At 30.0% G+C, this 14,202-nt stretch carries 12 protein-coding genes and 1 other annotated feature; of the genes, 3 read left to right on the top strand and 9 right to left on the bottom strand.

Translation table 11 applies throughout. The features are described from left to right. Positions 1 to 8: 8 nt before the first annotated feature. On the bottom strand, positions 9 to 1,064 hold the full coding sequence (gene aroB / locus JK634_RS19465) for a 3-dehydroquinate synthase (RefSeq protein ID WP_202769423.1): 1,056 nt from the start codon (positions 1,062 to 1,064) through the stop codon (positions 9 to 11). 18 nt (positions 1,065 to 1,082) lie between these two features. Continuing rightward, positions 1,083 to 2,096: a 3-deoxy-7-phosphoheptulonate synthase gene (gene aroF, locus JK634_RS19460; protein ID WP_202769422.1), complete on the bottom strand. Its 1,014-nt coding sequence runs from the start codon at positions 2,094 to 2,096 to the stop codon at positions 1,083 to 1,085. Between the two features lie 602 nt (positions 2,097 to 2,698). Here aroF and JK634_RS19455 point away from each other — a divergent pair. Further along, positions 2,699 to 3,253, top strand: coding sequence for a GNAT family N-acetyltransferase (locus tag JK634_RS19455; RefSeq protein ID WP_202769421.1), 555 nt, complete (start codon positions 2,699 to 2,701; stop codon positions 3,251 to 3,253). A 42-nt stretch (positions 3,254 to 3,295) separates the two neighbouring features. Here JK634_RS19455 and JK634_RS19450 read toward each other — a convergent pair whose 3' ends face one another. The 4 genes from JK634_RS19450 to JK634_RS19435 form a co-directional block, all read right to left on the bottom strand. After that, a complete protein-coding gene (locus tag JK634_RS19450) occupies positions 3,296 to 3,841 on the bottom strand; it encodes an NADH peroxidase (protein WP_202769420.1) in 546 nt (181 codons plus the stop codon). Between the two features lie 136 nt (positions 3,842 to 3,977). Continuing rightward, positions 3,978 to 6,224, bottom strand: coding sequence for a sensor histidine kinase (locus tag JK634_RS19445; protein WP_202769419.1), 2,247 nt, complete (start codon positions 6,222 to 6,224; stop codon positions 3,978 to 3,980). Beyond that, a complete protein-coding gene (locus tag JK634_RS19440) occupies positions 6,199 to 6,894 on the bottom strand; it encodes a response regulator transcription factor (RefSeq protein WP_202769418.1) in 696 nt (231 codons plus the stop codon). The genes JK634_RS19445 and JK634_RS19440 overlap by 26 nt, the downstream gene beginning before the upstream one ends. Before the next feature lie 133 nt (positions 6,895 to 7,027). Further along, a complete protein-coding gene (locus JK634_RS19435; RefSeq protein WP_202769417.1) occupies positions 7,028 to 7,390 on the bottom strand; it encodes a YccF domain-containing protein in 363 nt (120 codons plus the stop codon). 166 nt (positions 7,391 to 7,556) lie between these two features. Then, positions 7,557 to 7,761, top strand: a binding site (T-box leader). Between the two features lie 47 nt (positions 7,762 to 7,808). On the opposite strand from JK634_RS19435, the gene leuS reads away from it, so the two are divergent. Continuing rightward, positions 7,809 to 10,259, top strand: a complete 2,451-nt coding sequence (gene leuS, locus JK634_RS19430) for a leucine--tRNA ligase (RefSeq protein ID WP_202769416.1) — start codon at positions 7,809 to 7,811, stop codon at positions 10,257 to 10,259. Positions 10,260 to 10,298: 39 nt separating this feature from the next. Here the strand turns inward: leuS and JK634_RS19425 are convergent, their stop codons facing one another. Further along, the gene (locus JK634_RS19425; RefSeq protein ID WP_202769415.1) at positions 10,299 to 11,033 is read right to left on the bottom strand and encodes a hypothetical protein; all 735 of its coding nucleotides are present in this window, start codon (positions 11,031 to 11,033) and stop codon (positions 10,299 to 10,301) included. Between the two features lie 213 nt (positions 11,034 to 11,246). On the opposite strand from JK634_RS19425, the gene JK634_RS19420 reads away from it, so the two are divergent. Continuing rightward, positions 11,247 to 11,576 carry a HesB-like protein gene (locus JK634_RS19420; protein WP_202769414.1) on the top strand — a complete coding sequence of 110 codons (330 nt, stop codon included), beginning with the start codon at positions 11,247 to 11,249 and terminating at the stop codon, positions 11,574 to 11,576. A gap of 88 nt (positions 11,577 to 11,664) precedes the next feature. Here the strand turns inward: JK634_RS19420 and JK634_RS19415 are convergent, their stop codons facing one another. After that, on the bottom strand, positions 11,665 to 12,999 hold the full coding sequence (locus JK634_RS19415) for a vWA domain-containing protein (RefSeq protein ID WP_202769413.1): 1,335 nt from the start codon (positions 12,997 to 12,999) through the stop codon (positions 11,665 to 11,667). 17 nt (positions 13,000 to 13,016) lie between these two features. Further along, entirely contained in the window at positions 13,017 to 14,135 is a 1,119-nt protein-coding gene (locus JK634_RS19410; protein WP_202769412.1) for an AAA family ATPase, read from the bottom strand. Between the last annotated feature and the right edge of the window lie 67 nt (positions 14,136 to 14,202).

The raw sequence follows: 14,202 nt of genomic DNA, 5'->3' as shown, positions 1-14,202 counted from the left end.
TCCTAAAATTATAGACTCTCGAAGAAGTCATCTTTTGTTTTGTAAATATAACTTTCTCCTATACCCTTTAGTAATATTAAGTTTAGGGCATTATTCAAAAATTTTTTATCGAGTTTTATTGCTTCAATTAATTGATTCTTATTTTCACTTTCTAATGAATACGGTAATCTGTACTTTATCAACATTTCTCTAATTTCTTCTGAAACATTGTAATTAACTAAAGATTTTTTAGCTGCTACTTTCATTATTTCATACATTCCAATGGCTACACCTTCACCATGAGAATATTTTTCATAATTATAATATTGCTCTATAGCATGCCCTAGTGTATGCCCGAAATTTAAAAGCATTCTTTCTCCTGTATCTTTTTCATCTTCTTCAACTACTCTTCTCTTAATATCACAACAAGTAAATATAATAGATTCAATATTGTTCATGAGATCTTCTTCATCTTTGAGATTCTTTAATTTTTCAAAAAGATTCTTATCTTTTATACAACCATACTTTATTACTTCTGCTAATCCATCTCTAAGAAATCTATCTGAAAGAGTATTTAAAACATCCGGGTCTATTACTACCATTCTAGGATGATAGAAACTCCCTACAAGATTTTTGCCTTTCTCTAAGTCAACTCCTACTTTACCTCCTACGCTAGAATCCACTTGTGCTAGAAGTGATGTTGGAACTTGTATAAACGGAACACCTCTTAAAAAAGTTGAAGCAACAAATCCTGCTAGATCTCCAATAACTCCGCCACCTAATGCTATGATTAAATCGCTTCTTGTTAGTTTAAATTCTAGAAGATCATTATAAATACGTGGTAGAGTATTAAAAGATTTTGTCTTTTCCCCTGGTGGAAGTACTATTGATTCTACTTTATATCCAACTTCTTCTAGTGAAGTTTTTATATTTTCTCCATATATTCCATATACATTTTCATCTGAAATAATCGCTATTTTCTCAGCTTTTAAATCAGTTTTTATTAAACTTGATAGCCTATTTAATGCTCCTTTTTCAATATATATGGGATATGAATTTTCTCCTAGATTTACTTTTAAATTCAATGCAATCCCCCCTAAAAATTATATTTCTCTTCCTACAGCAGCTGCAATTAGTGATAATTCCTTTACTAACTTGTCATATTCTTCTGGTCTTATAGATTGTGGTCCGTCACAAAGTGCATTGACTGGGTCATTGTGTACTTCAATTATAAGTCCATCTGCTCCAACTGCTATTGCTGCTTTTGAAAGAGGATCTACCATCCAATTCTTCCCTGCCGCGTGACTAGGATCTACTACTACTGGTAAATGGCTTAATTTTTTAATTGCAGGTATTGCACTTAAGTCTAATGTGTTTCTTGTGTAAGTTTCGAATGTTCTTATACCTCTTTCACAAAGAATTACATTATTATTTCCACCAGCCATAATATATTCTGCTGACATCAATAACTCTTCTATTGTTGCTGATAACCCTCTTTTTAGAAGAATGGTTTTATTTGTTTTTCCTAATTCCTTAAGCAAGTCAAAGTTTTGCATATTTCTCGCTCCAACTTGTATAATATCAACATCTTCAACAAATCTATCTAAATATTGTGTAGACATAATTTCTGTTACAATTGGCATTCCTGTTTCTTTTCTTGCCACCTTAAGAAGGTCTAACCCCTCAGTTTCTAGTCCTTGGAAACTATATGGTGAAGTTCTTGGCTTAAAAGCCCCTCCTCTTAATAACTGCGTCCCGGATGCTTTTACACTTTTAGCAATTGATATTATTTGTTCTTCGCTTTCTACTGAGCAAGGACCTGCTATAAGTGCAATCTTTTTACCCCCAATAGTAATGCCATTTACATCTACCTTAGAATTCTCTGGATGAAACATTCTATTAGCTTTCTTGAATGGTTCTTGAACGTGCATAACCCTTTCAACATTCCTATTTGCTTCAATTTTATTAGGATCAATCTTACTAGTGTCCCCAATTAACCCCAATATCATTAATTCTTTCCCTATTACAGGATGTACTTCTACCCCAAGATTTTTTATTGCTTTTGTTAAACTATCCACCTCTGCCTTTGGTGTTTTTGGTTTTAAAATTACAATCATTAATAAATGCCCCCTTAAATTATAGATTTTTTATATAAAAAATCGTCAAGGCTATTAAAAGCCGTCGATTTTTTCTCGCATCTGCCTTTCTGAACGTATGTGAGGAAAATCTGGCAGGCAACTAATTTTATTTTTTACTCTTTAGGAAAACCTAACTAATTCTTAAAATGTAATTGAAACTTATAAAGCAAACCACAACTTTAAAATATTATACAGTCCTAAAGAGTAAAAAAAATAAGGCCCATCTAATGAGCCTTATTATCCAAGGTAATTTTTTATAATTAAAAGTTTAGTTAAGATTATCCTTACTCATTAGGAATTAACAACTATTTTATTACAGAACAATTGACCAGCGCTAAAATAAAAGCCCCAGCTAAAGTAAAAGTATCCAAAAAATTGTCCTGCTATTTTGTTAATTCTTGTAAGCATGATAACCTCCTGTGAGAAATTCTGTAAAATTCTTTTTTCCATTGTATACTAAAGATTATTCTCTGTCAATATTAAGAAATCCTTTACTGAAAATTTATTATAATGTCAATCATTTATGTGTATCATATATTAGTATTAATATTAATACTCTTTCACATGAGGTGATAGAACAAATGAGAAAAGACATAGTAGTTTTAGAAACTCCTCGATTGTTACTCACTAAACTGCAAGAAAAGGATGCCTCAGTTTTATTTAATTATTGGTCTGATGATGAGGTAACTAAATATCTTAATATTGATTCACTAAAAACTAATGATGAAGCAAAAGAGATCATAGGCTATTTTAATAAATTACACCTAAAAAATAGAGGGTTTCGATGGGGTATTTTTTCTAAGGAATATAATATTTTAATTGGAACTTGTGGTTTTATTAAGGGAATATTAAATCAAGGTCATATTGGAGAAATTGGTTATGAACTCGGCAGAAATTACTGGGGAAAAGGTTATATGAAGGAATCCTTAACTGCATTAATTTACTACGGTTTTAATGATTATAGACTAAATAGAATTGAGGCTTATGTAAAGCCTGAAAACACTGCCTCAATTAAAGTATTGGAAAGCATGAATTTTATAAAAGAAGGAATACTAAGAGAGCACCATCAAAGTAAAGATAATTTTTATGATGTAACTATATACTCACTACTCAGAAGAGAATCCAACATAAAATAAAAAAAGAAGATACCCTATGTATCTTCTTTTTTATATAAATTATTAGTTATTGAAATATCTATCTAATAATCCTTTAAATGCTTTTCCATGTCTAGCTTCATCTTTACACATTTCGTGTACTGTATCATGAATTGCATCTAAGTTTAATTGTTTTGCTAAAGTAGCTAAATCCTTTTTACCTTGACAAGCACCATGTTCTGCATCTACTCTTGCTTGAAGATTTTTCTTAGTGTCAGCTACAACAACTTCTCCAAGTAATTCAGCAAACTTTGAAGCATGTTCTGCTTCTTCAAAAGCTATTCTCTTATAAGCTTCTGCAACTTCTGGATATCCTTCTCTATCTGCTTGTCTAGACATTGCTAAGTACATTCCTACTTCTGTACATTCTCCAGTAAAGTTTTCTCTTAAACCTTGAATTATTCTTTCATCTACTCCATTAGCTACTCCGATTCTATGTTCATCAGCAAAATTTAATTCTCCTGATTGTTCAACAAACTTTTCTGCACCAGCTCCACAAATTGGGCATTTTTCTGGAGCAACTTCTCCTTCGTAAACATATCCACATACTGTACAAACAAATTTTTTCATATTAAACTCCTCCTAAGAAATTAATTTTATTATATTTATTTTATTATTTTAAATTCTCTCGACATGTTTTATTATATAATAATAATTATTAGTTGTAAAGAGTTTTTCCAAAATTTATTTATATTTTTTTTGATTTTTATCCTACAATGGGAAATTTCATTATTGTTTTGAATAAATCTCCATCAACTTCTACATTAAATTCTCCCCTTTGAAGCTCTGTAAGTCCTTTTGAAATGGCTAACCCCAAGCCTGACCCTTCTGTATTTCTTGATTTATCTCCTCTCTTAAACCGTTCTGTTATTTCATCATTATTAAAATCTATTTCGTAGGCTGAAATATTTTTCATTATAATTACAACTTCATTTTCATGTCTTTCAACATTAATATATACTCTTGTATTATCCAAAGAATACTTTAAAATGTTAATAATTTGATTCTCAAATGCCCTCCAAGTTCTTTTACCATCTACCATAACATATATTTTTTCACTTGGTGTATTTACTCTAAAATCTAGAGAACCTTCTTTTATTCTTTCCTCAAATTCTGCCAAGGATTGCTTTAGTAAGGCGACAATATCAAGTCTTTCCATATTTAAATCTATTTCTCCACTAGCAGCTCTAGAGGCTTCAAACAAATCTTCAATTAGTGTTTTTAATCTTTGGGATTTTCTATCTATAATCTTTATATAATCTTGGATGTCTTCGCTAGATAAGTTCCCCTTTTTTATCAAATCAACATAATTAATTATTGAAGTTAGTGGTGTTTTTAAGTCATGGGAAACATTTGTAATTAACTCCGTTTTCATTCTTTCACTTTTTGTTTCATTCTTAATTGATTTTTCTAAACCACTTTTTATGCTATTTATATTTTTAGCTAATGTACCTAAGGTTCCAATTTGCTTTTCATCTATTTGGTAATTTAAATCTCCACTGCAAATCATCTCTGAACCTTTTACAATCTTACTAAAACCCACTGTAAACTTCATTCCGTAATAGCCCACTAAAGCTAAATAAGGAATTATATAAACTAAAATTATAATGATACTAAGTGTTAAGCTTCTTAATATTGGAATTAAGAATAGTGCAAAGATGAATATTAGTGTTAATAGAACAAATATACTCACTTTTATTCCTATTGATTTTACTAAAAATACTTTCTTTACTTGGTTAAATAATTTATATAAAACACTGCTTTCTTTTATGACTCCTTTTATTCCAATTAGCTTAACTCTTTTTCTCAGTAGGATATAGGTGCATATTATGAAATAAATAGATAAAACTATAATTTGCTCCGTACCATGAAAATTGAATAATATGCTAGTAAAGAAATTTATCACATAAGCAATAAAAATGTTCAATACTAATTTCATCTCTAACCATAGTTTCCCGTATGCTCTAACTACAAAATTATCAATTAAATTTCTTCTATGCTTTATTACATATATTAAAGATAATAAAAGTAATACAACTGCTACTCCTTCTGAAATAGCAAATTTCATAAAATTATTTTGTCCATATAAAAATCTATCTTCAGCTTGTTTTATATTATCTTGATAATACAGCTTTTGAGGTAGCATTATCAGCAGCTTTATTTTTTCATTTTTTACTGCATCAAAGGATCTAGAATCATAATTATTAAAGTAATTACCATTAATAGTTCCTGTTACATTCTCTAAAATATTTCCTGCTTTTGCTCCATCAAATAGCACATAGAATCTAGCATCCTTTTGTAAGTTTTTAATTGCCTCACTATTACTAAATTCTTTTTCTAAGTTTGTTTTTAATATTTTATCATTTTCACCATTATAAATTACATATTGTAAATTTTTATAAATATCAAACACTTTTTCCAAACTTTGATATTCTGATTTTTTCTCTGATAATATTTCCTTCTTTACATCTTCCTCTGTTGCTTTATGGAGATTATTAAATAAAGCAAGCCCCTCAGCATAAGTATTAAAATTTCCTAACTCTGGTACGCTATAGGTAGTTACTCCTCCAGTTATTACTTCATTTGTTACACCATTATTCACAGTGTTACTTGAGTCATTTTTTTCATTTTCCTTTATCTGATCTAACTGAACCTTTATAGAATTATACTCATCTTCATGTACCTTTAACCTATTTTGTATATCAGTCTTAGAAATTTCCTTAAATCTATCACTATCTTCTCCAGCTCCATACTTTGAGTATGAATCCATTAATGTACCATAAAAATCAAAGAGATTAGACTTAAAATTATCTGAATCTATAAAGCTTGTATTCCTATAGCCATATCCTCTTATAAGTTCTGGCACAATTATCGTTTGAGCAAATAATGAAGAAATTAATATTATAAGACATAAAAAATATATAAATTTATTGTTTTTCAATTTTATAGCCAATTCCCCACACCACCTTTAAATATCTCGGTTCTTTTGGATTTATTTCTATTTTTTCTCTTATTCTTCTTATGTGAACTGTTACCGTATCTGCATTAAAAGATGGCTCATTCCAAACTCTTTCATATATTTCTTCAATTGAAAATACTCTTCCCTTATTCTCCATAAGTAAGGTAAGAATTTTTAATTCTAGAGGAGTAACCTTCACATCTTGTCCGTCTACTTTAAATTCCTTAGTTAATTTATTTAAATATAATCCTCCAACTACTAGAGCTCCTTCAGGTTCTCCAACATAATTGCCAAACTTTATATATCTTCTTAAATGTGATTTTACTCTAGCTATTAATTCTATTGGATTAAAAGGCTTTGTAATATAATCATCTGCTCCTAAGTTAAGTCCCAATACCTTATCTGTATCCTGAGATTTTGCTGATAGCATTATTATAGGTATATTTTTGCTTTCTCTAATCTTTAATGTAACTCTCATTCCATCCATTTTAGGCATCATAATATCCATAATAATAAGATGTATCTCTTCTGAACTTAAAATATCTAAGGCTTCTAGTCCATCATAAGCTTTAAATACGTTATATCCTTCATTTCTTAAATATATCTCTATTGCATCTGTTATTTCTATTTCATCATCTACTACCAATATGTTCTCTTTAGTCATATACTTTCCCCCTCATCTCTTCTCCCATATATTATATCACCTCCTAAGGAACCACCTTAAGATAAATGGTAAAATAAAAGAATTACAAAGTAACCTCTGTAATTCTTACAATTCCCTTACAAACTCTATTAACTTATCTAATTTCTTTTCCAAACGGCATTAAACTAAGCTGTGCTAATTTAAAAAACTGCAATCCAAAGGGAATTCCTACAATAGTTAAACATAAAATCACACCTGATATTAAGTTACCTAATGCAAGCTCGATTCCTCCAAAAATGATCCAAAGTATATTAGCCAAGAAAGCTACTCCTCCATTATCAACTGTAACTACCTCTTTTCCAAAAGGTGCAAACTGCAGTGATGCCATTTTAAAGCATTGTACTCCTATTGGTATACCCACAATAGTCAAACACCAAAGTGCTCCAAAAAATAACCATGCTATACTGTGTATTAACCCACCAAAAATAATCCATATAATATTACCAAAAAAGCTCATTTCAACACTCTCCTTTTGATATATTATATATAATTATTTTTATTTTTGAGTACCTTATAATTAAAAATTATAAAATCTTAAGATTTATTTATGCCAAAATATATCCTCCTAATTTCATTCTTGATTTACCAATAGAAATATCATATAATAACATATAATGTAATAATTCAATGCATTGATTAGAAGTAGTAGTATTGAACTTCATTTATAGAGAGCTATTGGTTGGTGTAAAATAGCATTGAAACAATATGAACTTGTCTATGAGCTTCTTTGTAAAAGCAAAGACGTTAACCACGTTAAGGTTTTAAGTGAGAATAATATATTTATTCTAACAAGAGTGGTACCGCGGAATGTAACCTTTCGTCTCTTAATTATGAGATGAGAGGTTTTTATTTTTATATTTTAAGGAGGAAAAATTATGGGAAACTACGGAACTTCCATTGATAAAAAGTGGCAAGATAAATGGGAAGAAACAAAACTTTATGAGTTTGATAAAGAAAATTTAGATAAGAAATTATATGTATTAGAAATGTTTTCTTATCCATCAGGAAGTCAGCTTCATGCAGGACACTGGTTTAACTATGGTCCAGTAGACTCATGGGCAAGATTTAAAAGAATGAATGGCTACAATGTATTCCAACCTATGGGTTTCGATGCATTTGGACTTCCGGCTGAAAACTATGCAATTAAAACAGGAATTCATCCACATGATTCAACATTAAAGAACATAGAAACTATGGAAAAGCAGCTTAAAGCTATGGGAGCTATGTTTAACTGGGAAAGTGAAGTCGTTACTTGCCTTCCTGACTACTACAAATGGACTCAATGGGTATTTTTAAAACTATATGAAAAAGGTTTAGCATATAGAAAGAAAGCTCCTGTAAATTGGTGTCCATCATGTAATACCGTTCTTGCTAATGAACAAGTTATAGATGGTGCATGTGAAAGATGTTCTACCGAGGTTACAAAAAAAGACCTAACTCAATGGTTCTTAAAAATAACTGATTACGCAGATGAATTATTAGAAAAGCTTGATACATTAGATTGGCCTGAAAAGACTGTTGCAATGCAAAAGCATTGGATAGGAAGATCAACTGGTGCTCAAGTTACCTTTAATTTAAAAGATTCTGACTTAAGTTTTGATGTATTTACTACAAGAGTTGATACTCTATATGGTGTAACTTATGTAGTTTTAGCTCCTGAGAATCCATTAGTAGATGAAATTACAACAGCTGAACAAAAAACAGTTGTCGATGCTTATAAAGAAGAGGCTAAAAAGCAATCTGATATAGAAAGACAATCAATCTCTAGAGAAAAAACCGGAGTATTTACAGGATCCTATGCTATTAATCCTATAAACGGAAGAGAAGTTCCTGTATGGGTTGGAGACTATGTTTTAGCTACTTATGGTACTGGTGCTGTAATGGCTGTTCCTGCCCATGATGAAAGAGATTTTGCTTTTGCTCAAAAGTTTAACTTACCAATTGAAAGAGTTATTAATGCAAAAGACGGCTCTTCTCCTGAACTTCCATATTGCGAATATGGTGTATTGACAAATTCTGAAGAATTTGATGGATTAACAACAGAAGAAGGTAAGGTTAAACTTGTTGAAAAGCTTGCTAAAAATAACTTAGGCGAACAAAAGGTTAATTACAGATTAAGAGACTGGTTAGTTTCAAGACAAAGATACTGGGGTTCACCAATTCCAATAATTCATTGTGAAAAATGTGGAACTGTTCCTGTTCCTGAAAGGGACCTACCAGTTCAATTACCTTATGATGTTGAATTTGCTCCTGATGGGAAATCACCTCTAGCAAAAAATGAAGACTTTATAAATACAACTTGTCCTTGTTGCGGAGGTCCTGCAAAAAGAGAAGCAGATACATTAGATACCTTTGTATGTTCTTCTTTCTATTATTTAAGATACGCTGACGCTCATAACAATGATAAAGCTTTTGATCCTGAAACAATAAATAAGATGCTACCAGTCGATAAATATGTTGGCGGTCCAGAACATGCATGTATGCACTTACTATATGCTAGATTTATTACAAAAGCATTAAGAGATATGGGATATCTAAACTTTGATGAACCATTCTTAAGCTTAACTCATCAAGGCTTAATACTTGGACCTGATGGATTAAAAATGAGTAAATCTAAAGGAAATACAATATCTCCTGATGACTATATTAACCAATATGGTGCAGACGTATTTAGAATGTATTTGATGTTTGGATTTGCTTATACTGAAGGTGGAGCTTGGAGTGATGATGGAATTAAATCTGTTAATAGATTTGTTGAAAGAATTGATAGAATCTTAGAAACTTCAAGAGAATTAATATCTAAAGGAGATAATTCTAAATCTACCGTAGACAAAGCTGAAAAAGAGCTTAATTTCTGGAGACACAATACAATAAAGGCTGTTACTGACGATACTGATAAGCTTCAATTTAACACAGCTATAGCTAGAATGATGGAATTTATAAATGCTCTTTCAAAATATGTTCAAGAACCTACACTAAATTTAGATTTCTTAAAATCAGTTGTTGATGATTATTTAAGACTTCTTGCTCCATTCGCACCTCACTTCTCTGAGGAACAATGGAGTTTACTAGGAAATTCATACTCTATATTTAACGAAGCTTGGCCAAAGTTTGACCCAAAAGCACTTGTTAAGGATGAAGTTGAAATAGCTATACAAGTAAATGGAAAAATTAAAGCAAAAATAAATGTTCCTTCTGATTTAAGTGAAGATGGAATAAAAGAAGCTTCTTTAGGTAATGACTTGATTAAAGCAGCTATCGATGGAAAAACTGTAGTTAAGGTTATAGTTATAAAAGGTAGACTTGTTAATATTGTAGTAAAATAATAAATGAGCTGTTTCAGTTATGAAACAGCTCATTTTCATTTATAATACTTCACTAAATGCGTGCAAAACTTCTTTAACTATATACTCATCCATAGGTTTAAAATCTTTGAAATACTTAGTTTCTTCAAATTTATTATATAAATCTCTAACCATACTTAACCATTCTTCTGGGATATATACCCAAGCTAAGTCTTCCATTTGGCAGCTTAACAAGAACCTTTCTAATCCCCAAAATGAATACTCATTAATATTATGTAACTTATTAAACTTAATATAATCACTTACAACATCTAAGCTCAATTCATAGCTATACATATCCACAAAGAAAAAATCAAATTCTTCTCCTTTTGCACTAAAAGCATCCTCATTTATAATTCTAATCTTTGGATTTTCATTAAAACTTTCATAATAGAGTTTGATAATCTCTTTTGATTTCTCATATACTATTACTTCTTTTACTTGAGGTTTTTTAATTATTTCTTGCACATAATAACCTAGTCCTAAGCCTACTACTCCAACCTTTCCTTTTGCTCTCTTTATACTTTCAAAGCACCCTTCTATCTCTAATGGGGATAAACTCATAATTATTCCATCACTTGAACTTAGTTCTAAAATAGTGTTATTAAACTCTTCATTAACCTCAAAAAGATAGTGTTCAACCGGCTTATCTGTTCCTTCTTTTTTTATTATTTTAAAGTCTCCTAATTGATTCTCATTAATAACCGCATTATACTCTTCAATTTTATCTATATAATATGCTCTATCAAAGGGCATTTAATCACATCCTAACTATAGCTTTACCTTTGTTCTATTTTATTTCAATTAATAGTATAAATCAAATACTAAATATAAATACACTTAATATTATAATAACACAACTTACATATACTAGAAATAATTATTATATTTCCCCTCTTGAAGTTTTTAGTAAAATAAACTATAATGTAAACAATAATTATTATCATTAATGAGAAGTAGGTGAATTGTATGAGTAAATTTATATTAAGTGAAGAAGCCTATACTGAATTTAAAGGCTTTTTAGGTGAAAATGATATTGCTGACTTTAATGTAAGAATTAATCTTGCAGGATATGGTTGCAGTGGTCCTGCGTTCAATATTTCAATAGAAGAACCAAAGGAATCTGATACTGTTGAAAAAGTTAACGATATTACATTTTTTGCTGATAATGCACTAGTTGATGAATTTGGTGGATTTATCATTCTATCAACTGATGAAAATGATGGTAGAGGCTTAAGTCTAAGACCTGTTATAGAACCAGAATCATCTGGTTGTGGCACTTGTTCTGGCTGTCATTAATCTAACTATAATAAAGAATTTCAACTCAAAAATTGAGTTACTATAAATAAAAAGTAGAGGATTCCCCTCTACTTTTTATTTATATAGCCTACCTTGCCCAATCATGAATAGCTTCTCTTAAGGCTTGTAACCCATAAGTATTATCATATTTCTCCTTTTGAACTCTTTCTAACCTAGTTACAGCTCCATAGGAGGTTTCTAACGATAACTGTTCATCCGAAGTTAATACCCAAATAGTTCTATAATTAATAGGTTTTACTCTAAGTTTTTCTTCACCTACTCCATCAGTAAAATAGATTACAACTTCATTTCTTAAATTATTCTCTTTAATGTACTCAAATACTGGTGAAAAACAAGTGGCACCATGCTTATCCAATCTAGGCTTTATATCTTTTATGGTATTTAACTGATATATCCTTCGGATTTCTTTATCACATTCAATTACTTGTATAATCCCTAGTTTATTCTTACATAATGATAATATCTCTTTCATGATGCTTTTAACTTCGCTATCACTCATTGATGCAGAGATATCTATTGCTACTATTATCTTTGGAATAGAATTAGGAAGTTTGCCTCTTATATCAAGTCTATCAGGTTGTCTTCTATCTTTTCTTGTTATAGTCTTTTTATATCCGACTCTACTGCTGTTTATTACATTTCTTAATAACTTCTGCCATACTATTTCTTCTTTTTCACTATACGCTAGAATCATTTTTTCTATATCTTTAGGAGCCTTCCCCTTATATGCACTAATGGAAGTTCTTTTATTTATATCTTTTAAATTATCTAAGCTTAATGTACTTTGCTCCCATGAATCATGAGCTTTCTCCAAGTCAACCTCTTTATCAAATACATCATTATTGTTTTTAACAACATTGTTTTTTCTTATGTTTATTACCTTTTGTATTTCTGTAGCATATTGCTCTATTGTCATATCTTCATTTAACTGTAGATTATATTCTAAGTTAACTGCATCAAGCTTTTTTGCGAAAAGGGGAAGATTTTTTATATACTGATTAATTGATATATCCATAGCAATGTTAATAGCCAAAGAAGATACCTTGTTTTTTAAACTCCTCTCTCTTTCATAATGATTAAATATTATATGATATATCTCATGCTTTATTAATGCCCCAACCTCCTTTGATGTTAAAGGAAGTATCAGAAAAGGATTATAATACATTAAATATCCTTCTGAAGTCGGAACAGTAGAAATCGGCCATGTTATTTTAAAATCAATTTTTCTCTTAGCTTGTATTATAAATTGTCCAAAGAAATTATCCTCTCCTGACAAAAGACTTATATTAACCTCTTCTATTATGCTCCAAAATCTTCTTACAAACTCCTCTGTAAATTCTTTTGGAGATTCCATTTCATAACACTTCTTTAATAACCATTTGCTTTTCTCTTCATAATTCATATTATTTATCACCCTTACTACCTTGAATATATATCAAAGAAGGCATCTAAAAATTCCTCATTATTTAGAAATTCCATATATAAATCATTAGAGCTATCACTTTTAATTTCTTTCATAATTCCTAATCTTAAATCCTTTGGATAAAGTTTTAATACTTCTGAGAATATAGTGATATTTCCTTTCCTGTTTTTTAGATCTTGTAAATAACTTAAACAATTCTTTGAAATAATATATAACCTTGAGTGGTTTTCCCTTGATATTCTATCTTTAATATCAAATGTTAAAATATCCTCTTTAAATATCTCCTCTGGTTTAATAAGTGGATTTTTTATATTATCTATAAAACTTATAAAATCTCCTGCAATAGCTACACCTATATTTCCCTTAACAAGATTGTAAAAAATATTTCTTGAAACTGATTCTTTGTTCTTTAAAAATATCTTATACCCCTTAGATACCCTTTCCCAGCTTCTTGGTGTTGCTTTTATATGATCTGTTGAATTTGGTGTATGTAGGTAATCTGGAAATGAAGATAAAAATTCTATTATATGCTCATGTATCTCTCCATCTGACATTGCCCATTTAAGCCACTCTTTTATATCTACCTCCATTTGTATCCAAACAAATCTATCCTCTTGAGCTGGATCCATGTCCACAACCTGGTATTCACTACTCTCAAAATCATCGTATTTATTTGATGGATTCATTGCTGCAATAACATATACATCTTTATGTAAGTAATATCCGTTAATTTCTCTATTTAAAATTAAATTCATTAACTCTTGTTGCACGGTATGCTCACATCTATTTAGTTCATCTATAAATAAAAGAACTTTATGCCCATTTTCAATAAAATTATCAACCTCAATTAACTTGGAATGAGTAGCATACTCAGTCACATTTCTTTCTATTGTTTGATTACCTAGCACAAACTTCCTTGTAGAAACTGTTGGCAAACCTCCTATTTCTCCTTCTTTTAGTAGATTTGCATCAATGGATACCAATGACCACCTATTTTTAATTGCTAATTCCCTAATAAGTGATGTTTTTCCTATTCCACTTTCTCCAATTAACAAAGGTACGTCTCCAGCTTCAATAACTAATTCAACTGTATTTAATGCATCTTTAAAGTTCACTGTTCTCTTCCTCTCTATAACTATAGTATTTTTTATATAGAACTTAACCTCTATAGTTATTCAACAT

It is taken from the genome of Clostridium paridis, from assembly GCF_016765615.1.
In the GTDB taxonomy this organism is placed as follows: domain Bacteria; phylum Bacillota; class Clostridia; order Clostridiales; family Clostridiaceae; genus Clostridium_T; species Clostridium_T paridis.
This window is presented reverse-complemented; position numbering and strand designations above follow the sequence as displayed.